The following is a 21,020-nucleotide window of genomic DNA, read 5'->3' as shown; positions in this document are numbered from 1 at the left end:
ATTAACAAAACTACTTCTTAAAGTACCTGCATAAGTGCCTGTCCTAGAACTTACTACCTACTATCAAATCATTTGTTTAATTTTAATTTTTCTATATAACGCAGCTCAGCCAATGCTATTTTATCTTTAGAGTTTATCTCTAGTGCCTCATGATATTTGGCTGATGCATCATCTAATTTTCCTTGCTCAATCAGTACAAATCCTATTCCTCTTAGTGCACGAGAATACTCCATATCTGCTCTATTAGTTGGTGAGTATAATTTAGCTGAAACCTGAGCTTTTTTATAAGTTGTTAGTGTTTTATCCCATAATTTTTTATTTTGATAAATATTACCCAATTCGCTTAATATTCTAGAGTTTTGAGGCGATATATTTAGGCCATTTATCAGATAATATTCAGCAGTATCAACGTTATTTAATTCGACATTTACATATCCCGCAAAAAAGTGAGCATCAGCACAAGTCCCATCAATTACCCTGATCGTTCTTCCGTTGGTATCTGTCTTGCTTTTATAGAAATCTTCCTCTTTTTTACTTCTTGCACTATACACTTTTTCAGTTTCAGATTTAACTTCACTATTACAATGCTTTATCAATGGATTAAGATACTTCTCCATAGCTATTCGTGATTTATTATTTTGAATAGAAAAAATAGCCTTAGATAGCAGAGCGCTAGGAGTCGTATCTTCTATTTTTTGCGATTCTGTACTAGAACAACCGACAATAACTAAACTTAATATTATGGCTGAATATCTCAATTTTATTATTCCTTTTATAAATGGTTACGTAATATTTAAGTATAAAATTGAACCTAAATGCATTTTATTTTATTGAAGAATTCATATAATTAACTACTACCACGCCAAAATTTAAATATAAATCCGCCAAGAATACATAAATTACATTTATAGCTCATATGCAACATAGAGAATTTTATTATACATATCGAAAATTAAATTGATCCAGATCTAACCATAATCTTATGATAGATCAGTCAGTTAGCCATACACTATGGTTTAGTGGTTGATATACTGAAAACTCATGATTTAGCTCTTTTACAAAAAAAAACGCCAACTTAAAAAGTCAGCGTTTCAATTTCAATCATTAATTTGAAGCTGCGAAACTTCTACAAGAAAGTAAAGCTTAATCCAACCTAAACCGATGAATTATCTGGTTAGAACTGCCTCGCCATAAGAGCGCAGGGTCGTAGTTATCTTGCTCGAACTTACCATCAATTAACACATCAACCAGTTCTACAATGGACTTCTGCTTATCCGACAGTTCGTCGATTACATAGCCTGTCCATAGCCAGATATCTTTATCTGGGCATTCTGTCTTTACTCGCGTTACCAATTTGTAGATAGCGTCAAGATTACTCGGATAGAGCGGATCACCACCAGATAATGACAGTCCACGACGTTTGATACGTGTATCTTGCAAATCAACGATGATCTGATCTTCAAGCTCTTGAGTAAACAGATGACCAGAATTAGGATTTTGAGTCGATTTGTTGTAGCAACCACGGCAGTTATGTTCGCAGCCTGAAACAAAGAGAGTACAGCGAGTACCCTCTCCGTTCACAACATCTACTTGATGATATTTTTGATAGTTCATTACAGTTACATATGCTTAACGCGACGTTTAACTTCTTCTTGCTTACCAAAGTTAAAGGGTCTTGCGTCTGGGCTGCCTAAGTAGCCACATACACGACGAGTCACCGATACTTTTGTTGCGTCATGGTTGCCACATTTAGGACAGGTGAATCCACGGCTTGTGCATTCAAACTCACCTTCGTAACCGCATTCGTAGCATTCATCAATTGGTGTATTGGTGCCGTAATAAGGTACTCGGCTATAGCTGTAATCCCAGACATTTTCTAACGCTTCAATATTGCGCTGCATGTTAGGGAACTCTCCATAACAGATAAAACCGCCTGTTGAGATCTGTGGATATGGCATCTCAAAATCAATTTTGTCGTATGGGTTAACGGATTTTTCTACATCCAAGTGGAAACTGTTGGTGTAGTAACCTTTGTCCGTTACACCTTCGATAACACCAAACTCTTTGGCATCAACGCGACAGAAGCGGCTGCACAAGTTCTCACTTGGCGTACCGTAAAGACTAAAGGCATAGCCTGTCTCTTCTTTCCACTCATCCACTTTTTGCTTAAGGTGACGAATAATATCTAACGCTTTCTCAGACAATTGAGGGTTATCGTAAACGTGCTCACTATTACCATATAGAGCGTTAATCGTTTCATGAACACCGATATAACCAAGAGAGATAGACGCACGACCATTCTTGAAGATCTCAGCAATAGAGTCATCCGGATTTAGACGAACACCACATGCGCCTTCCATATAAAGAATAGGAGCCACTCGTGCTTTTACCGTTTCTAGTCGGCTTATGCGAGTTTCTAATGCTTTTCTTGCTAGCGTTAGTTTCTCATCCAGCAGTGCATAAAATGCCTTCTCGTCGCCTTTGGCTTTGATAGCAATGCGCGGCAAGTTAAGGCTAACCACACCAAGGTTATTACGACCGTCGTGTACCAGTTTACCTTCTTCCTCATAAGGATTAAGGAAACTACGGCAGCCCATTGGCGTTTTAAACGAACCCGTAACTTCAACTACTTTGTCGTAGTTAAGAATGTCTGGGTACATACGTTTCGATGCACACTCTAATGCTAAGCGTTTAATATCGTAGTTCGGATCGCTTGGCTGGTGGTTTAAGCCATCTTTAATAGCAAACACAAGTTTCGGGAATACGGCTGTTTTGCCTTTTTTACCCAAGCCTGCAATTCTATTTTTGAGGATAGAAGCTTGAATCAGTTTCGACGCCCAGCTAGTGCCCAGACCAAAACCAAATGTAACAAACGGGGTTTGCCCGTTGGCAGTATGTAGTGTGTTAACTTCGTACTCAAGCGATTGGAATGCGTCATAACACTCTTTTTCCGTGCGCGAGGTAGCAAACTCTTTCGGATTAGGAATATCCCACTCCTGCGCGATTTTTAAGTGTTTTTCATAGCTTGCAATTACGTACGGCTCTAGTATCTCATCAATGGCATTGATGGTCGTTCCGCCATAAATATGCGAAGCAACTTGAGCAATAATCTGTGCGGTAACCGCTGTGGCAGTAGAGATAGATTTTGGAGTGTCTATCTCAGCGTTACCCATTTTAAAACCGTGCGTGAGCATGCCGCGTAGATCAATCAGCATGCAGTTAAACATTGGGAAGAATGGTGCGTAGTCTAGATCATGGTAGTGAATGTCACCATTGTCGTGCGCTTGTACGATATCTCGTGGCAAAATGTGTGTTTTTGCATAATGTTTAGCCACAATACCCGCAAGCAAGTCACGTTGAGTAGGAATCACTTTGCCATCTTTATTGGCGTTCTCGTTGAGTAAATCTGCGTTGCTTTGCTCAATCAGACCTTGAATTTCTTTACTTAACGCACTTTTCTTCTCACGAGAAATGTCACGATCGTGTCGGTATTCAATGTAAGAACGAGCCATACCCTTATATGGGCCTTGCATCATTTCGTTCTCAACTAATGTCTGGATTTCTTGAATATCAACTTCATTGCGATCTAGAAGTTTTAACTCAACGGCTTCAGCGACTTTATTAGCATAAATGGTCACTTCATTATCTATGTGAGTCGAGGCGCTCTCCACTGCTGCAACTATGCGATCCCTTGTAAATGGGGCCCGAGAACCATCTCGTTTAATTACGACTACTTTCACTACTTCTCCTTACCCTAGATATATCCACAGATTACCCACAAATACACCATATAGGGTACAAACCGAACTGACTAACACTATATATTGTGGACGTATTTAACGAGAAGCACTACTTAAAAGTATTGATTTGGATCAATAAAAGTAGAGGCAAGGGTAAGATCAAATCGATCTTAGTGCTTAAGATCCCATTAGCAAAATAAAGAAAATTAAACATAAAAAATAGAGGAATTGGGGTTGAAATTTTTGATAGCCTGTTGGCAAAAGCGCTCACGCTAACTCAGCTTTTTTAATGATAAATATCGCAGTAAAAAGTAGGTGTTTTATCTCACAATTTATGCTTGGGGATTATTGATTCATAAAAACCTATAGTTGACCGTTTTATACACAAGCATGATCAAACTCGACCACTAGTGCCAAAATCAGCCTGTGGATAGTCTAAATTTTGAGACAGAAAAGTAGCCAAAAACCATGCAATCAAAACCGTAACGCTCGTTATGTTTGTAAGGGAATAAGATAGAGATGAGTAAAAAGAGAAGAGGTATAAAACGAAGCGAGAGGAAAGTCTCCTTTCCTCTCTTATTCACCACTATATAGGGGGAAGGTGAATAAATGTTATTTATATTTTTCCTTCACTGCCGCACACGCGGATTTTATCCATAACCACTTTCTTCATCGCTTCTTTACCCGGTACGATGTACTTACGTGGATCGTTGGCGTCTGGATGTTCGGCAAAGTGCTGTTTAACGGCGTTAGAGAAGGCTATTTTCAGCTCGGTAGCCACATTAACTTTACAGATGCCTAGCTCTATGCAGCGTCTTACCGCTTGGTCTGGCACCCCTGATGCGCCATGAAGCACAAGTGGAATATCAACAACGTTTCGGATTTGAGCTAAGCGATCAAAGTCCAGCTTTGGTTCTGCTTTATACATGCCATGAGCGGTACCAATCGCCACAGCTAACGAGTCGATACCCGTAGAGCGAATAAATTCAGCAGCGGATGAAGGGTCTGTCATCAGCGCATCAGCGCTATCCACGATCAGATCGTCTTCCTGACCACCGAGGCGTCCTAACTCAGCCTCTACGCTAGCGTCAAAACGGTTACAGTATTGCACTACTTCCCTCACAGTTTTGATATTTTCATCAAACGCAAAGTGAGAACCGTCAATCATTACTGAGCGAATGCCTTGGTCTACTTTGCTCTTTATGTCAGCAAACTCTTCGTGATGATCAAGGTGTAAAACCAATGGCATTGAGTGTTTGTGTGCGGCTTCTTTACAGATGCTCACTAAGTAATCGGTGCCAGCATAACTATAGGTTCCCGGCGTACCCGCTAATATCACCGGAGATCCCATTTCCGATGCCGTTTCAACAATGACTTGCACAGTTTCAAGGTTATGAATATTAAAAGCAGGAACAGCATAACCGCCAGCTTGCGCTCGTTTTAGCATTTCACGAGAAGAAATCAGATACATATTGCCTCCGAAGCAATGTGCGAGTTATTGGAAAATACGTTTTGACCATTAACCCAAGTGTGTAAAATTTGATAAGAATCTGAAACCGCGACCATTGAGGCCATTTTGCCAACCGACAAGGTGCCATACTGATGGTGCAGATTGAGAGAACGAGCCGGGGTTAATGAAGCCAATAACCACGCCTCTTCAAAAGGTATTTTTAGCCATTCGGCTATGTTTTTAACGCTATCGATAAGTAATAAGCTGCTGCCCGCAAGGCTACCAGAGTCCGTTCTCACCACACCTTGTGACATCGTAACGTTGTACTCACCCAACTGGTACTGGCCGTCAGGCATGCCCGCAGCCTGCATTGCGTCAGTAATTAACGTCAGCCTATCTCCGCAACAACGATGAGCAACATCAATAGCCACAGGGTGAACATGATGACCGTCAGCAATCATCTCCACATAACAGTTATCGTGACATAACCCTGCTCCAACTACGCCCGGATCTCTGTGGTGAAGCCCTCTCATGCCGTTGTAGCAATGAACTATTCCATCCGCACCGTTATCCAGAGCGCCCGTCACTTGTTGATAACTTGCATCTGTATGGGCAAGCATCACCTTGATACCTTGGCGCTTTAAGTGCTTAATCGCTTTTAGTGCATTGTTTTTTTCTGGTGCCAATGCAATCGCGATCAAACTGCTATCTGAGTACCCTATCCACTTATCGAGTTCGTCATTGTCCAACTCTCTAAATAGTTGTTCCGGATGAGCACCTTTATGTGTTGCAGTAAAATACGGTCCTTCTAAAAATCCACCGAGCAGTTCTGCCCCCGATAAACCCTTAGCTTTACTTTTGCCTATCTGTATTAATGCTCGTTTGATCTTTTCTACAGGGGCCGTCACGGTTGTTGCCACAAAGCCGGTAACACCCTGTTGAGCAAAAAACTGCGACATTGTAACAAAACTGCTATGAGTCGCGTCCATGACATCGCATCCCATCGCTCCGTGTACATGGGAGTCGATCAAACCCGGCATCAATGAGCAATCACCTAAGTCTGTATAATAGTTAGCAAATCCTTTGGCATCATCTATTGAGGCAATAGCGCCTAGTGAATCAATGCCAATAATGGCGTTATCTCGCCACTCTCTCTCTTGTAAGATTCTGGCGGCTCGATAATAACGAATATCAGATGCCATCAGCCTCAATTTCCTGTTGTTGTTTGTTACTCATCTGCTCTGCAAGTGACGTCATTCCACGATGACCCGCTTCTAACGCCTGATCTCTAAATTCAACCAGATTTAGCTCGTCACGTTCCAGCAGCATCTCTGCTACCATTTGCAAATTAGTACCAGTAATTACCTCAATATCGTCTCGCTGTTGGCTCAATAGAGAAGCTGTTCTAAACGGTGTTCCACCTAGTAAGTCGGTTAGAAAAACAATACCTTCAGCGGAATCAATTTCTGACATGGCCTCTTTCATCGCTTGTTCTAGCTGAGGTGTTGTCATCTCTACCGGAAAATCGATAGCACGAAACTGCGGTTGTTCACCCACAATCTGTGCAATGGCTTTGGCCAAACCTGAGGCAAACCCACCGTGGCCTGAAAGAATTACTGCGATCATTTTATTTCCTTAGTTGGGGCTGATATAAACCAGCCCCGATAGTCTCGATTAAAGAATGCCCATAAAGCGGCCTGCAACACCTAGAACCATAGTGATAGTGATGAGACGTAGAGGACTCCAGCCACGTTTCACTAAGGCGTACATCGCTAAGGTGTATATCAGTGGTAAAAATGCTGGCATAAGCTTGTCAATGACGTCTGCTTGCAATTTCACCACAGCGTCACCAGCCGTGATTTCTGCGGTGGTTGCCAGCCTTACATAGGTTGCAACCAAGGCACCGATGACTGTCATACCGACCATAGAAGCGGCATGACCCACTTTCTTGGTGTTGGCTTTGATCATTGGTATTGCTGCTACACCCATTTTGTATGCGTAGTGTGCAAGACCAAAACGTAAACCAAAGTGAACAACGTTAAACAGAACCATAAAGAACACTGCGCCCATAATGGAGCCTTGCAAGGCAAGGTCTGCGCCAATACCGCCACAAATAGGCAGCAAAGTTAGCCAGAACATCGCATCACCGATACCACCCATTGGCGCACCAACGGCGATTTTAGTACTTTGGATACTGTTGATGTTCTGTTTAGAACGTTCCATTGCCAACACGATGCCCATAACAAATGTGACCAAGAATGGGTGTGTATTAAAGAAGCCCATATGACCTTTCATTGATTTAGCAAGGTCAGCCTGATTTGGGTGAATCTTTTTCAGTGCTGGCAAAATACCGTACAACCAACCTGAAGCCTGCATACGTTCATAGTTAAACGATGCTTGCAGTAGCAACGAGCGCCAAGCCATTTTGTTGATATCAGATTTAGTCAGTTCTGTACCGACTTCCTTGTTTTCATATTCGTCATCACTTACGCCAGGAGCAGGTTGAACATTTGCGTTGGTTTGGCGTAGTTCTATTTCATTACTTACATTAGATTCCATCGTTAAAGTCCTCTGCTTGTGCCGCTGCTGGAGTAGGTTCTGATTTGCGCATAAAATCGATAATTGCCATCGCGGTAACCGCTGCCGCAATTGCTAGAATAGGAAGTTGTAACCAAGCTGCTGCTACAAATCCAAGAATGAAATATGGGATATATACATTCTTCATCATGATTTTCATCAATACTGCGAAACCAATTGCTGGCATGATTCCACCCGCAACCCCTAGGCCGTCAATAAGGTCTTTTGGTAATTTCTCAACAATCGCCCCTGCATGTTCTGCTCCAAGATAGATTGGAAGAAAAGCACACAAAAAGTAGAAGGTTCCCAAAACAGCCAAAGCAAAATAGTTCACTCGCTCAATACCATCACCGTCAGCATTGGCGGCGTAGTCATCACAACGTGACATCACAGCAGACATGGCAGAGAAGAGTAAGGTGATACCCATTTGTACAGCGACCGCAAACGGTACAGCTACACCTACCGCCACATTCGGCTCTACTTTAGTGGTGATCGCAAATGTCGTCCCTACGATCGTGCCGATAATAACGTTTGGTGGCTGAGCTCCGGCAAGTGGTGCTAGACCCATCCAGATCAGTTCTAACGTACCACCAACCAAGATACCGGTATTAAGATCACCCAGTATCAGGCCGACCAAAGGTCCAAGTACAACTGGACGGTGAAAGTGGGTTAGACCATTAAATAAATCCAGCCCCGCAAAGAAAGCAAGGATGCCAAGCATCGCTGCCTGAAGTAATCCTATCTCCATAATTTTGCTCCTTAAGATTAAAGTAGAGTAAAGATGTCAGTAGCACTTTCTGTGGGAACGCCTTGTACAGTACAAGCCACCCCAAGCGCTTTTAATTTGTTGAATTCTTCAATGTCGTTAGCATCTACAGATACTGTCTTGGCAATTTGGTTTTTGCCGTCTGCATAATGCATGTTGCCGACATTAATGTTGCTAATAGGCACTCCGCCTTCTACCAACATTCTGAAGTCTTTAGGTGTACGGCAAACCAGTAAGATCTTTTGACGATCCGCCGCTTTATGTATGGTGTCTATGGTTTTTTGTACGCTCCAAAAACGGATAGCGATACCTTCAACCAATACCATTTCCATTAAGTTTTGTTGAATTTCATCATTCGCCACTTCGTCGTTAACGACGACAACGATATTGGCACCAGCAAACCCTACCCACTGCACGCCAACTTGCCCGTGCACTAGGCGTTCATCAATTCGACTCAATACAATATTTGGCATTGTTCTATTCCTTATAAATTGGATTCTACTGTGGCTTGTAAGGGTGAATAATGACCCCTTGAACCACACGGTTTACTTCGCCTGTTGGGCATGGATTATCCGGACCAAGTCCAAGCTGTATGGACTTTTCGAACGCCAGCATCTGGGCAAAAATAATGAATGGGAAATTTAACCAAACCTCATCTAGGCCAGTGCGACCAATTTCTATGGTGGCGTCGCCGTCAAAGGCTTGTTCGGTAAGGGCAACTAAGCTAAGCACTTGACCGTCTTTGCTGATTTCGTTGTACAGATCCATGTCGTACTGTCGTGTGTATGGATCCGACGATAAAAGTTGAATAACTAATGTTTGCTCATTAATGGTGAATTTTGGACCGTGACGGAAACCTAGCGAGGATTCAAAAGACGCCATCACTTTACCTGCGCTCAGCTCAAGTGATTTAAGGGATGCTTCTCGGGCGAGTCCTGCAAATCCACCGCTGCCCAGAACCACTAACCGTTGATAGTTCTTCTTTGCCAACTCAGCGGTAATCGAAGTCCACTGTGAAATACGCGACTGACATAGCTCGGCGATGGTTGCTACTTTTTGTTGCAGTTCCTCATTAGTGTGAGGAGAAAGCAGTGCAATCGCAGACATGGTCATGCAGGTGAAACTAGAGGTCATTGCAAAACTTTGATCATTTGATCCTTCTGGCATCAACACGCACAGCGAGTTTGAACTATTGTCTGCGTGATTAGATAACTGACCATCTGGATTACAGGTCAAGAACAGGTGATAACAATCATCAATAACCTGATCCGCCAGTTTTACCGCGGCAACACTTTCAGGGCTGTTGCCAGAACGAGCAAAGGAAACAACCAGAGTAGGACGCGATGCATCCAAATATTGCGCTGGATTTGAAACAATGTCAGTACTGGCAATAGCATCAACGCTAAACTGATTAAATTTTTGTAAATACGGTGCAATGGCATCACCTGCAAATGCAGAGGTTCCCGCTCCCGTTAAAATGATACGAAGATTCTGTTTAGCAAATAGTGGCTGCAAAAATGCATCTATCGACTCTCTACTCTCCGTTATTATCTCGGCTAACTCGCGCCACAACCTAGGTTGCTGCTCGATCTCCTTAGCCGTGTGTATTGCTCTTTTTTCTAGCAACCATGATTCGGCATGGTCTAAATAACTGCTCATAACGTGTACTCCTGATGCTCATTCTCTGCTTGATTGCAGGCCTGTGCATAAACGCTGGTAACTTCCATTACCTTATTGATTATTAAATTAACTGGGTTGTTTTCTATCTCTCCCGCTGCCACTGCTTTTGCCTGATTAGGCATGTACTGACTCAATAACGTAATTGGTGCAGGGTTAGCGGCTAAGTTGGCAACAAGCTTGTTGTAAGCTTTTTGTACATCCGCTTGCGGCCAGTAATATCGAATGCGATCACTTAAGCTGTATGCACAATCCAAATATTGTTGATGCCCTACTTGCTTGTAGTAAGAATGCCAATAGTCAGGGGTCTCACGCATCACTTGATCTAGCGTGGTTCGTAAATGGGATGCATCGGCACTGCCAATCCACTCTTGCTCTATTTTGTCTAGGGCAAACAGCGCTTCACGAAGTGCAAAAGTAAGTGCAGGGCCCACTTTTAAAATAGCGAAATGGTCACGCACTAGTGCTTGGTATGAACTGTCGAGCTGATAGTCCGTAGAGTGCGCTTCAAATACCATTGTTGGATAAGCGTCAATCAACTTAGAAAGCGCCACTGCTTTTTCTGGTTGATAATGAATAACATTGTGATGATCAAACTCGACACCCGGCTGTACCACTAAACCGATGACTCGAGGCCACGTCTGTTGCAAGCCAAACTCTTCAAACGCAGCACGGTGAACATCAATAGTATGTTTAGCCGCCTCTGGTGTTGTAATTGCAAGTTCGTCCTCTAACGATTCTTGTGCCCCACCTGGAACCGGAACTTCTGTGCCAATAATGTAGACCGGAGCTTCACCACCAGCTGTTTTCCAACTGCACTCGGCTATGTCACAAAGTCTGGCGGCGCGCTGAGCCACAATCTCATCCGTTAACGGAACAGGGTCATCGCTACACGACATAGAGCAGTCAAGGTGGATTTTTCTAAATCCAGCAGCAATGTAGTCTTTGATAAGTTGTTCAGAGTTTGCCATCGCCTCTTCGGCAGTAAGGTTCTGCCAACAGTTTGGCCCAAGGTGATCGCCACCCAGTAACACCAACTCTTTTGCTACCCCTACTTGTTCAGCCAACTGGTAGACAAAAGCCACAAAATCAGCTGGTTTCATGCCGGTATAACCGCCAAACTGGTTAACTTGGTTCGATGTCGCTTCAATCAACACATAGCTACTGTCCTGCTTGGCTTGCTGTAATGCAGCTTGCAAGACGACTGGATGCGCTGAGCAGACCGAATAGATACCTATAGAACGGCCTTCTTTATGTTGACTAACAACATCTAATAACGTTTTCATTTGTTTCCCTTAAGCGTTACTTGGTCAGCGAGAATCACCTCAACACCCATATCTGTTAGTGTTTGCAGATAATGTTCAGGGATCTCGCTATCGGTAATTAATACATCTATCTCTTTTGCAGCTTTAATCATGCAAAAACTTTTGCGGCCAAATTTACTAGAGTCCGTTACCGCAATAACCTGACGAGAGACTTCACACATCGCCCGGTTAACTTGTGCTTCATTTTGGTTTGGCGTGGTTACCCCTGCATCTAAGTCAAACCCATCTACACCTAGAAACAACTTGTCAAAACGGTAGTCCTTAACTTGTTGAACACCATGGCTACCAATAAGAGAACATGAAGAGCGACGCAGGTTTCCGCCCACAACAAACAGGTCTACATTTTCATACGCGGTAAGTTGATAAGCGGTATTAATCGCGTTGGTCATAACCACCAGATCTTTCTTTCGATCCAAATACTCGGTCATATAACCAATGGTTGATCCAGAGTCTAAAATGATGGCCTCGCCATCTTGAATCATTGATGCGGCAACAATTGCGATCTTCTCTTTGGTGCTTTTATTGAGTAGACCTTTGCGATGAAGAGGTTGATCAAAAGCGAAATTAGGATTGATAGTAGCGCCGCCATAACAGCGATAAACGCAGCCTTGTTGCTCCAGCAGATTTAAATCGTGGCGAATAGTGACGGTAGAAACAGCAAAACGCGCAGAAAAATCATCGACTTTTCCTTCTCCGTTTTTGCGAATCAACTCGACAATCTTTTGTCTTCGCTCAGTGCTGGTCATATTGCCCCCAAATATCTTTTGTTTTATTTCACTGTAAGAAACTAGCCTTTCGTTTTCTTACGGTATCTATTTAAACATCGGCAAAGAGCAAAAGATGCAATGGGGATCACAGTGCAACAGGGTGCAAAATGAAAGGTAAAAACCTTTCATTTGATCAACAACGAAAGGTTTTAAGCTTGTTTTTGTAAAAAATAAGCGGCGAGAGGCCAATAAAAAGGAAATAACGCGACTAATAAGTGAAAGGTCAATACCGTACGAAAGAAGCCTATATATTTCAGCTTTCGAAATGATCAATGTCACACTTTTGTATTTATGGGTGATTATTATCGGTTAAAAGAGCTGGCGTAATTGCGAAGCAAAGAGTTAGAGAGCGGCTAGCCGATATCGCAGCAAGTCTGTGGAGAAGAAACTTAGGGATTGATGAAAAATAGAGTGGTTTGCTGTATCAAGTTTGTTGGCTAACAAAGCTCTGTATTGTTTGTCGCTAACACTGTGGTTAATGTCGAAGTAAATGTTGCGAAGTAAGTGTTACTAACAGTAAGGAACTTAAGTGAGTCGCTGAGCGCCTTGCCCTTCTTTATGAAGTTGATCATCAGGGTTCAATAGTTGGCATTTATCCATACTTAAGCAACCACAACCAATACAGCCCGTTAGATTGTTTTTTAACGACTCAATTCGAGATATTTTGCTGTCTAAATCTTTTTGCCATTTTTTAGCCACCCTATCCCAATCACTTTTGCTGGCGGATCGATTCATGGGTAACTCACTGAGCTCTTCTGTGATCTCTTCCAGAGTAAACCCAACAGATTGAGCGACTTGAATTAATGCTATTCGACGTAACATAGACGGCAGGTAACGTCGCTGATTCCCATTAGTTCGTATAGAGGCAATTAAGCCTTTAGACTCATAAAACCGCAATGCTGAAGCGGCTACTCCGCTGCGTTCAGATAACTTTCCTATTGTTAAAAAATCACTTCTTATCATTTGATTACCATTAATCCATATAAATAAAGAGCATTCCTTTGCTTTATCTAAAGGGCGACCGTCAATGTGATGTTCATGCCAGTACCTTTACGTCATTTAACTATAACCGTGCTGTCATCATCATTGGCTTTAAATTCGAGAATATCACCGGGCTGGCACTCTAGTACTTCACATAATTTATCGAGAGTAGATAACCTAACCGCTTTTGCTTTGCCATTCTTTAATACTGATAAATTAGCTTCTGTGATCCCAACTTCTTGTGCCAATGTTTTTAAACGTATCTTTCTTTTCGCCATCATTATGTCTAAGTTAATACAGATCGTCATTGTGACCCCTTAAATCGTATGACTATTTTCATCGGCAAGAATGTAACCCTCTTTCATTACCCAAGAAATGATCAAAACTATGAAGCCGAAAACAAGTGTCAAAAAGTCCATCCCTACAAAGCTAATTGATAACACCCTTTCACCAGGTGGATTATTAAAAGATAGAATAACCGACATTACCGCCCCATACGCTATTGAAGCCGCTACCCAGTAAAACAAACAATAACCTAACTTTTGATAATAGTTGGCGTTACTAGCCGAGAAAACCTCGTTACGTTCATAATTTCGAAATAGAGCAATGAGTACATTCAAAGCATACATAATAATACTGCACAGCGACAAACTTGCAGTAACCGCAAGGAGTCGAGTCGTTAAAGAAAGAGGTTGCTGTGTGAGCGAATCTATTTCATAGCTCATTTGTATAATACCTAATGTACTAAGAAAGTCGTATGGTGTTTGAACGAACAGCCAGAAATAGCACACCATAATAGGAGTAAGCACAAAAAGACTTTGAAACAGTATACGTACCCGTCGACTTTGCTTTTGAATCTTAGACATAATCTTTCACCTTATTGAATTGACAAAGAGATTCTAAGATCAAAACACACGTATAACAACATATATTTATCGTTTTACGATAATTTATTTCCGTTTATCAAAATATCCTTTGCGATTGCTCTTTCTGGTTTATGACGAATATAGAAAACAGAAGCAACCAAAAACGTCAGGCATTCACCAATGGGTAACGCGGTAACAAAACGATTATCATCAAACATCATAAACAAAATTATTAGCAATGAAGCAGGAAAAATAAGGCTACGACAGAGAGAAACCACTCCTGACTGGAACGGTAAATGAATCGCCGTAAGATAACCTGAAATGGTCATATTGGCCCCCGCAAAAATAAACATAGGCCAGACGTAATAAACGAATTCTATCGCCATTTCCACCGTCACTTCTGCACCTTCTTTATCTAGGAACATATAAATGAGGGACTCATTGAAAAACAGCAAAATCAAGATGGTAACTAAACTCACCACACTGGTGATAAAAAATGTGATCGCTAGAAACTGCTTTAGCCTATGTTCGTTTCTTGCGCCAAAGTTCTGACTGAGCATGACCTGCGCCGTATCAGCGATAGAAAAATAGACCATGAAACCGATCATCAATAGATAATTTAGAACCGTAATTGCCGCAACACCGTCAACACCAGCTCGGGATATAAGCATCCAGTTAAAAATAAACGCGATTATTCCCCCTGAGATTTCATTAATGAACTCAGATAAACCGTTATAAGCCGCTTGAAAGACTTCTGACCAATTCTTCTGCTGCATCGAGAAGTGAAGCTTCCGCTTGCGACTGAAAAAGTAAGTCATTAACGTTAGCAACGGAAATAACTGAGAGATACCTGTCGCCCACGCTGCGCCACTTAATCCCCAATTAAACACCGCAATAAATAAGTAATCTAGGGCTATATTAAGTACCGAACCGATAACCAGAGCGGCAGACGCGAGCGAGGGAAAGCCATCTAACTTAATAAAAAAATACAGCACTATCATCATCAATTGCGCCAGAAGAAACGGCATGATAACGCGATAATAGTCGCTCATTAATGGAAATAATGGCTCACTCGCCCCAAGAAGTCGAAACAGTGAAGATTCAAACAGAAGGCCTAGGACTATAATGACAAAAGCATAAATGGTTACAGCAATAAGTGTTTTACTAAATATTGCTGAAGCGGCAAGGCTATTTTTTTCCCCTAGGTATTTCCCTGCTCTTACCGATCCACCAATGGACAGCATTAAACCAACACCAAATAGCACCGAGAGTATTGGAATGATCAGATTTACAGCAGCAAGCGCTGAGACACCTACATAGTTTCCGATGAAAATCCCATCAATGATTGAGGCAGAGCTCATCGCCAGCATACCAACAATAGAAGGCAGCAAGTATTTTAGAAATGTCGAAATAATCGGCCCATTTAATGCGCCGTTTTGTTGTTCCAGTGTTGCTTCCATAATGACTTCAATAGATTAAAATGCTCACGCAAGGTAACAGTTATTGGTCGCTAAGACCAATCCTTGCGTTGAACGAACATTACATTGCTCTTTAGTAACAACATTATTTGTGCATTCTAGCTCGAACTATTTCTGATTTTGAACGGAAAAGTTTCAGTGAAAAGCTATTTGTCAGAAATATCCAACTAATCGCTATCACAGAGTTCGCGGGGTATGAGTTTCGTTTCGACTTACCAGTTTAATGATGTTCGGCATTTCCGCCAGAGTCGCTTGGTATCCTGCTTCTATCGCCATTTCTTTAGAGCTAAACAGACTATTTTTTTCAGGTTCAAAATCTGGACTAATGATAATATCAGCACTGGCGATTTCACTTTGTGCAAGCGTGCAACTGAGCAATCGGAACGTGCTTAACAACATCCTTGTTGAACTTAATTCTGGTTCTGGTTGATTACCACAGTAGATATCGACAGCAATGACAAAATCAGCCCCCATCTTTCTTGCATAGTTAACTGGAACAACAGTTAAAATACCGCCATCCACCAATATATGTCCATTATGTTCGACAGGAATAAACGCGCCAGGGATGGTCGACGACGTCTGCACGGCCTGACCAATATCACCTTCACGTATTAGCACTGATTTACGCAAATTCATATCCGTTGCTGTTATGCCTATTTCAACGGGCATAGACTGCAAATCGGTTTGTGGAACAGAGTCATTTATCCATTCAGCGATATTTTTACCATTGATGACCCCTTGGGAAGAGATCACGATATCTGCCAGATCTAACTCACTGACATTATTGGTAATGCTTTCTAATTGCTGGAAAGGCAAACCACTGGCATACAAGGCTGCTGCAATCGAACCGGCAGAAGAGCCTGTCACGATATCGGCGCTGATACCATTCTCTTCCAGCGCTTTCATAACCCCAAGATGCATAAATCCACGTATGCCACCACCACCAAAGGCAATACCCAACGAGTTGGATTGCTGTACTGTTTTTTGCAGTTCTTCTTCGCTATAAACGCCTAACTCGCCATACTTATTGCTTTTCGCACAACTTGATAAAAGAACGACCATAACCAAGGAAAAGAATAATTTCTGCATTGCAACCAACCTAATATGTAAAATTAAAAGAGCGCCTATTCAGCAAACTCCAAACGCAATACTCTAAGATAAAGCTCTATATCAGGGCTCTTTAAAAAACCTCAACTAATTTAATACTCTAAATTTAGATGGACTGTATCCGGTGTTCTTTTTAAACAATTTGGTAAAGTGCGCCGGATAGTCAAAACCAAGATCAAATGCGATCTTACTTATAGAGTCGCTCGAACCTAACAGCTTATTTTTAGCAAGCTCTATCACAAACAGATGAATGTGCTCTCTGGCGGTTTTACCAGTTTCTTTTTTAAGTAAGTCACTGAGATAACTTGGCGTAATACCGAGAGCTTTTCCGCAATAAGCCACACTGGGGATACCATTCTCTAAGCTCTCATCTCTTTGAAAATAATCTCTTAACAGGCTTTCGAACGCCACAACTGTGTCGGTATTTCGATTGGTACGAGTATAAAACTGACGGTCATAAAAACGCGTACAATAATCCAGTAGCAACTCTATGTTTGCGGAAATCAAGTTTTCTGTATGTTTATCTATATTTTGATCTAGTTCCCGACTGACTTTATTCACTAATTCTGTCAGTGTCTGAATTTCGCCGTCAGAGATATGCAGAGCTTCATTTACATCGTATGAGAAAAATGAGTATTGATTAATCTTTTTCCCCAGAGAAGTCCGCCTAATCAGATCGGGATGAAACAACAGCGTCCAGCCAGTTGTTTGTTTATCAATCACTGAGTCAACCGGTGTAATAACCTGACCGGGGGCCAGAAAGAGCATCACTCCGTCGTCGAAGTCGTAGGTACTTCGTCCGTACTTCATGACTCCGGACATACCATCCTTCATGGCAACCGTGTACATTTCTGTGCTGTAGCTAGCGACGGCAATATCCATATCAATACAATGGTTGGCGATAACCATAACAAGAGGATGCTTAGGTCGCCCTATCCCTAACATTCGATGTACGTCCGAAATGGAACGCAAATTGACAATTTCGTTCATAGATCTTCCTAGCGTTTTGCTGCTTATCTCGACATATTATTCAGTATGAATCAATACAAATAGTGCCGAATTACTAAAGTCATAATACACGAGCTAGCGTTAGCCCAGTTTCTTTTTTGGTCTCCTCACGACCACTCAAGTCCATCGTTCAAAAACGAACGCCTGTTAACGCTTCGCATTGCTGCCATAACTTTGTCGCAATCACCTTATCAAGCGATCGTTTACTAGATTTAACCTTCACTGGTGCACCGTGCATTTCAAAATACTTACTGGGGCCATAAAAGTCTCCTGAACGAACGTTACGGTCAAACGCTGCTCTCAATGTTGGCAAAGCACCTTGCTCTACGCTTTGAGCAAACAAGTGATTAAGAAGCCCCAACGCTTTCACATGGCGCTGCAACTCAGTTTTCGTCCAACCCGGATGGGCAGCAGAAACAATAGGAGCATTTTCATCATCTTTAAGGCGATTTGTTAACTCATACAAGAAATAGAGGTTAGCTAACTTACTATCAGCATACGCTTTGTTGGTGCTGTATTGGCGTTTTTCCCAGTTCAGATCCGACAAATCGATATTTCCAAAGTGATGGGCATAACTAGAAAGAATCACTATGCGGGAATCTTGAGCCTGCTTCAGTAGAGGCATTAAACGACCAGTTAATACAAAATGACTCAGGTGATTGGTGCCCATTTGAATCTCATAACCATCCTCTGTTGTTGAAAAAGGACATGACATAATTCCAGCATTATTAATGAGAAGATCCAACTGATCGATATCCTCAATAACCGAGTCGGCGAATGCATTTACCGATGTTAAGCTGGTTAAATCCAGCTCTTTTAACTGAATATTGGCCTCTGGATATAATTGACAAATTTCTTCTATTACACGTTCTGCCTTAATACGGTTCCTCGCTCCAATTATGACTTTTGCCTTTTTACTCACCAGTAATTTCGCTGTTTCTTTACCAATACCACTGGTAGCACCTGTGATAACCACAGTTCGACCTGTTTGGTCAGCAATCATGTCTGTATTCCAGTTCTGCTTTGCCATATTCAACTCTTATCAATGGATTCCTTGGGGATATTAGAATTGTATGAGCAGCAGCTAAGCAATGTTTATACATTTCACAGAAATACTTATCGATTTTGCAGGTAACTGCTTATATCTAGGTAAAAAATTAACGTAATGCAATTGAAAATTCCTGCAACAATGCCATGCTCTGATATAGATAATAATGCGCTATTCAAGAATACTGAGAAACTAATGACCCTCAAGGAAATTGTTAAAGTTGATAATGTCCGCTACTTCTTAATGTTTCGAAGCAGTTATTTTGCACGCTTTTACTACCCGGTTTTTACCTTACTCTATTTAGATTACGGCTTAACCCTCTCCCAATTCGCCATGCTTAATGTGGTTTGGGCGACAACCATTGTTCTTGCTGAAGTCCCATCTGGAGCATTTGCCGACACCTTAGGACGCAAAAAGCTGGTGATATTGTCGTCGGTAGTGATGTTTATTGAAATAGCGATGATCGCCGTTGTACCAACCGGTAACCCCTCTCTGGTATTCGTGGTATTTTTGATCAACCGCATATTAAGTGGTTTGGCCATGGCGTTAGCAAGCGGCGCCGACGAAGCATTGGCTTATGACACACTCAAAGAGCAAGGAAAAGAAGATGTGTGGCCACGGGTGCTACAGATTCAGCTTCGCGTCGCATCCAGTGTTGGTATCTTTGTCACCCTATTAGGTGCTGCCATGTATGATGTTAATTTTATGGCTAACATTTATCAATTATTCGGATTGGCCGCGCCCGAAAGCACAAAAGAGGTCATGCGCATTCCCGTTTATGCCACCTTAATAGTAGCCATGATCGCCATTTATGCAGCAATAAATATGAAGGAAGAGAAACGACCTTTACCAAGTGACCGCAGTAAGTTAGCAACCACCATAGCCAGCCTCAAATTGACGGCAAGTACTGGCAAATGGGTACTATCTACCCCTTATGTGCTGTTCATATTGCTCTACTACAGTCTATTCGAGCATACCTCCCGGATGTTTCTAACCATGAATAGCCAATATTATCGCGCCATTGATATTCCCATACTCTATTTTGGTTTTATTGGCGCAGGAGTCAGTATCGTCAAAATCATTCTAGCGGGACAAAGCCGGCGGTTAGCGGAAAGTATGGCGCCAAAAAGCTTCATTATTGTCATGGGCTTAGCCACTATCGCGACCTATTACTGCATTAGCTTAGGTTGGTCGATTTACGGAGTCATACCCGCTCTGGTGCTGATCTTTATCATCATGACAATGAATATATTTATCAGTTATCACCTAAACAAAAAAACCGAGTCGCACAACAGAGCCACCGTTTTAAGCTTTAAAGGCCTGATGTTTAATCTCGGCTATGGTTTAATCGGCATTTTGTATGCCTACTACTATAAATTACTCTCTCAAAACTACACCACACAAGAGATAGAACAGAACATCGACTTCTTAGCGTCTCTCTCTTCGTTTTTCTATTATTTTACTTTTTTGTTCTTGCTACTCAGTGCGATATTTTATTTCCGCGACCGAAAGAAAGCGATTATTTGACGATTTAACCGAGCGTATATACACATCCTGAAAGGGAATGCCATTGCTTCAATTATCTTTCTTTAACTGAACTTGTTGATGTTGCTCTGAATCCTGAGGTCACTTGAATATATGGCGATACAAAGAGAAACAGAGCAATGCTTTTTCCGCTGTGTTAAGGTGCGCACCACAATTAGACAGCCCTATGTCTAAGCCATACAGTTGATACTATAATTTAGGAACTATTTTGACTAATAACGATATTTTACGCCGCATCCGCTATACGTTCGATTTTAAAGATACAGAGATGGTTGAGATCTTTGCAGCAGCAGACCACACAGTAAACAAGACTCAAGTGACCAACTGGTTGAAAAAGGACACAGAAGCCGACTATTGCGACGCGACAGATACTGATTTAGCCATATTCTTGAATGGGTTGATCAACACTAAACGTGGCAAGCGTGATGGGGAGCAGCCACAACCAGAAAGTCGTCTAACTAACAACATGATCTTTATGAAACTTAGAATCGCTTTAAATATGAAAGCAGAAGATGTACTTGAGACGCTAAAGGTTGTTGATTTTAGACTAAGCAAGCATGAACTCAGCGCATTTTTCCGTAAACCAGATAATAAACACTACCGCGAATGTGGCGCGCAGGTTTTACGTAACTTTTTGATGGGTGTTCAGCGTCAACTTCGTCCTGAAGACAAGCACGAAGCGTAA

General features: G+C 41.9%; 21 protein-coding genes. 2 read left to right on the top strand and 19 right to left on the bottom strand.

Features of this window, described 5'->3' with window-relative positions:
- Window positions 1-68: 68 nt before the first annotated feature.
- The 19 genes from CHJ_RS20980 to CHJ_RS20890 all read right to left on the bottom strand — a co-directional run bounded on the left by CHJ_RS20980 (window position 69) and on the right by CHJ_RS20890 (window position 18,772).
- Complete coding sequence (locus CHJ_RS20980; protein ID WP_317918903.1) at window positions 69-758, bottom strand: tetratricopeptide repeat protein; 690 nt, start codon at window positions 756-758, stop codon at window positions 69-71.
- Between the two features lie 385 nt (window positions 759-1,143).
- On the bottom strand, window positions 1,144-1,614 hold the full coding sequence (nrdG, locus tag CHJ_RS20975) for an anaerobic ribonucleoside-triphosphate reductase-activating protein (protein WP_317918902.1): 471 nt from the start codon (window positions 1,612-1,614) through the stop codon (window positions 1,144-1,146).
- 5 nt (window positions 1,615-1,619) lie between these two features.
- Window positions 1,620-3,740 (bottom strand): anaerobic ribonucleoside-triphosphate reductase, encoded by a 2,121-nt coding sequence (gene nrdD / locus CHJ_RS20970; RefSeq protein ID WP_171753572.1) that lies wholly within the window; start codon window positions 3,738-3,740, stop codon window positions 1,620-1,622.
- A gap of 616 nt (window positions 3,741-4,356) precedes the next feature.
- Window positions 4,357-5,211, bottom strand: coding sequence for a tagatose bisphosphate family class II aldolase (locus tag CHJ_RS20965; protein WP_171753571.1), 855 nt, complete (start codon window positions 5,209-5,211; stop codon window positions 4,357-4,359).
- Window positions 5,202-6,392: an N-acetylglucosamine-6-phosphate deacetylase gene (gene nagA, locus CHJ_RS20960; protein ID WP_317918901.1), complete on the bottom strand. Its 1,191-nt coding sequence runs from the start codon at window positions 6,390-6,392 to the stop codon at window positions 5,202-5,204. Before nagA ends, CHJ_RS20965 begins: the two co-directional genes overlap by 10 nt.
- On the bottom strand, window positions 6,382-6,816 hold the full coding sequence (gene agaF / locus CHJ_RS20955; protein ID WP_171753569.1) for a PTS galactosamine/N-acetylgalactosamine transporter subunit IIA: 435 nt from the start codon (window positions 6,814-6,816) through the stop codon (window positions 6,382-6,384). The genes nagA and agaF overlap by 11 nt, the downstream gene beginning before the upstream one ends.
- Before the next feature lie 48 nt (window positions 6,817-6,864).
- On the bottom strand, window positions 6,865-7,749 hold the full coding sequence (gene agaE / locus CHJ_RS20950) for a PTS N-acetylgalactosamine transporter subunit IID (RefSeq protein ID WP_171753568.1): 885 nt from the start codon (window positions 7,747-7,749) through the stop codon (window positions 6,865-6,867).
- On the bottom strand, window positions 7,739-8,515 hold the full coding sequence (gene agaW / locus CHJ_RS20945) for a PTS N-acetylgalactosamine transporter subunit IIC (protein ID WP_171753567.1): 777 nt from the start codon (window positions 8,513-8,515) through the stop codon (window positions 7,739-7,741). The genes agaE and agaW overlap by 11 nt, the downstream gene beginning before the upstream one ends.
- 17 nt (window positions 8,516-8,532) lie before the next feature.
- The gene (gene agaV / locus CHJ_RS20940; protein WP_171753566.1) at window positions 8,533-9,006 is read right to left on the bottom strand and encodes a PTS N-acetylgalactosamine transporter subunit IIB; all 474 of its coding nucleotides are present in this window, start codon (window positions 9,004-9,006) and stop codon (window positions 8,533-8,535) included.
- Between the two features lie 25 nt (window positions 9,007-9,031).
- Entirely contained in the window at window positions 9,032-10,192 is a 1,161-nt protein-coding gene (locus CHJ_RS20935; RefSeq protein ID WP_317918900.1) for an SIS domain-containing protein, read from the bottom strand.
- Window positions 10,189-11,496 (bottom strand): D-tagatose-bisphosphate aldolase, class II, non-catalytic subunit, encoded by a 1,308-nt coding sequence (locus CHJ_RS20930; RefSeq protein WP_317918899.1) that lies wholly within the window; start codon window positions 11,494-11,496, stop codon window positions 10,189-10,191. Before CHJ_RS20930 ends, CHJ_RS20935 begins: the two co-directional genes overlap by 4 nt.
- Complete coding sequence (gene agaR / locus CHJ_RS20925) at window positions 11,493-12,281, bottom strand: transcriptional repressor AgaR (RefSeq protein WP_317918898.1); 789 nt, start codon at window positions 12,279-12,281, stop codon at window positions 11,493-11,495. Before agaR ends, CHJ_RS20930 begins: the two co-directional genes overlap by 4 nt.
- A gap of 546 nt (window positions 12,282-12,827) precedes the next feature.
- Window positions 12,828-13,265: a redox-sensitive transcriptional activator SoxR gene (gene soxR, locus CHJ_RS20920; RefSeq protein ID WP_317918897.1), complete on the bottom strand. Its 438-nt coding sequence runs from the start codon at window positions 13,263-13,265 to the stop codon at window positions 12,828-12,830.
- Window positions 13,266-13,357: 92 nt separating this feature from the next.
- Window positions 13,358-13,591, bottom strand: coding sequence for a helix-turn-helix domain-containing protein (locus CHJ_RS20915; protein WP_317918896.1), 234 nt, complete (start codon window positions 13,589-13,591; stop codon window positions 13,358-13,360).
- A 9-nt stretch (window positions 13,592-13,600) separates the two neighbouring features.
- Window positions 13,601-14,149 (bottom strand): DUF2975 domain-containing protein, encoded by a 549-nt coding sequence (locus CHJ_RS20910; RefSeq protein WP_317918895.1) that lies wholly within the window; start codon window positions 14,147-14,149, stop codon window positions 13,601-13,603.
- A 74-nt stretch (window positions 14,150-14,223) separates the two neighbouring features.
- Window positions 14,224-15,609, bottom strand: coding sequence for an MATE family efflux transporter (locus CHJ_RS20905; protein ID WP_317918894.1), 1,386 nt, complete (start codon window positions 15,607-15,609; stop codon window positions 14,224-14,226).
- A gap of 195 nt (window positions 15,610-15,804) precedes the next feature.
- The gene (locus tag CHJ_RS20900) at window positions 15,805-16,716 is read right to left on the bottom strand and encodes a patatin-like phospholipase family protein (RefSeq protein ID WP_317918893.1); all 912 of its coding nucleotides are present in this window, start codon (window positions 16,714-16,716) and stop codon (window positions 15,805-15,807) included.
- A 105-nt stretch (window positions 16,717-16,821) separates the two neighbouring features.
- Window positions 16,822-17,724 (bottom strand): helix-turn-helix domain-containing protein, encoded by a 903-nt coding sequence (locus tag CHJ_RS20895; RefSeq protein ID WP_317918892.1) that lies wholly within the window; start codon window positions 17,722-17,724, stop codon window positions 16,822-16,824.
- A gap of 148 nt (window positions 17,725-17,872) precedes the next feature.
- Window positions 17,873-18,772: an oxidoreductase gene (locus tag CHJ_RS20890; RefSeq protein WP_317918891.1), complete on the bottom strand. Its 900-nt coding sequence runs from the start codon at window positions 18,770-18,772 to the stop codon at window positions 17,873-17,875.
- A gap of 213 nt (window positions 18,773-18,985) precedes the next feature.
- On the opposite strand from CHJ_RS20890, the gene CHJ_RS20885 reads away from it, so the two are divergent.
- Window positions 18,986-20,317: an MFS transporter gene (locus CHJ_RS20885; RefSeq protein WP_317918890.1), complete on the top strand. Its 1,332-nt coding sequence runs from the start codon at window positions 18,986-18,988 to the stop codon at window positions 20,315-20,317.
- Between the two features lie 226 nt (window positions 20,318-20,543).
- Window positions 20,544-21,020 (top strand): DUF1456 family protein, encoded by a 477-nt coding sequence (locus tag CHJ_RS20880; RefSeq protein ID WP_317918889.1) that lies wholly within the window; start codon window positions 20,544-20,546, stop codon window positions 21,018-21,020.

The sequence above is a fragment of the Vibrio sp. MACH09 genome (assembly GCF_033238805.1).
In the GTDB taxonomy this organism is placed as follows: Bacteria; Pseudomonadota; Gammaproteobacteria; order Enterobacterales; family Vibrionaceae; genus Vibrio.
Note: the sequence above shows the minus strand (reverse complement) of the source record. Positions and strands in the feature narration are given on the sequence as shown.

Bases quoted from the DNA above. Each gene is read 5' to 3' on its own strand.
- nrdG (WP_317918902.1), bottom strand. From the start codon at position 1,614: ATGAACTATCAAAAATATCATCAAGTAGATGTTGTGAACGGAGAGGGT.
- CHJ_RS20965 (WP_171753571.1), bottom strand. From the start codon at position 5,211: ATGTATCTGATTTCTTCTCGTGAAATGCTAAAACGAGCGCAAGCTGGC.
- nagA (WP_317918901.1), bottom strand. From the start codon at position 6,392: ATGGCATCTGATATTCGTTATTATCGAGCCGCCAGAATCTTACAAGAG.
- agaF (WP_171753569.1), bottom strand. From the start codon at position 6,816: ATGATCGCAGTAATTCTTTCAGGCCACGGTGGGTTTGCCTCAGGTTTG.
- agaE (WP_171753568.1), bottom strand. From the start codon at position 7,749: ATGGAATCTAATGTAAGTAATGAAATAGAACTACGCCAAACCAACGCA.
- agaW (WP_171753567.1), bottom strand. From the start codon at position 8,515: ATGGAGATAGGATTACTTCAGGCAGCGATGCTTGGCATCCTTGCTTTC.
- agaV (WP_171753566.1), bottom strand. From the start codon at position 9,006: ATGCCAAATATTGTATTGAGTCGAATTGATGAACGCCTAGTGCACGGG.
- CHJ_RS20935 (WP_317918900.1), bottom strand. From the start codon at position 10,192: ATGAGCAGTTATTTAGACCATGCCGAATCATGGTTGCTAGAAAAAAGA.
- CHJ_RS20930 (WP_317918899.1), bottom strand. From the start codon at position 11,496: ATGAAAACGTTATTAGATGTTGTTAGTCAACATAAAGAAGGCCGTTCT.
- agaR (WP_317918898.1), bottom strand. From the start codon at position 12,281: ATGACCAGCACTGAGCGAAGACAAAAGATTGTCGAGTTGATTCGCAAA.
- soxR (WP_317918897.1), bottom strand. From the start codon at position 13,265: ATGATAAGAAGTGATTTTTTAACAATAGGAAAGTTATCTGAACGCAGC.
- CHJ_RS20915 (WP_317918896.1), bottom strand. From the start codon at position 13,591: ATGACGATCTGTATTAACTTAGACATAATGATGGCGAAAAGAAAGATA.
- CHJ_RS20910 (WP_317918895.1), bottom strand. From the start codon at position 14,149: ATGTCTAAGATTCAAAAGCAAAGTCGACGGGTACGTATACTGTTTCAA.
- CHJ_RS20905 (WP_317918894.1), bottom strand. From the start codon at position 15,609: ATGGAAGCAACACTGGAACAACAAAACGGCGCATTAAATGGGCCGATT.
- CHJ_RS20900 (WP_317918893.1), bottom strand. From the start codon at position 16,716: ATGCAGAAATTATTCTTTTCCTTGGTTATGGTCGTTCTTTTATCAAGT.
- CHJ_RS20895 (WP_317918892.1), bottom strand. From the start codon at position 17,724: ATGAACGAAATTGTCAATTTGCGTTCCATTTCGGACGTACATCGAATG.
- CHJ_RS20890 (WP_317918891.1), bottom strand. From the start codon at position 18,772: ATGGCAAAGCAGAACTGGAATACAGACATGATTGCTGACCAAACAGGT.
- CHJ_RS20885 (WP_317918890.1), top strand. From the start codon at position 18,986: ATGACCCTCAAGGAAATTGTTAAAGTTGATAATGTCCGCTACTTCTTA.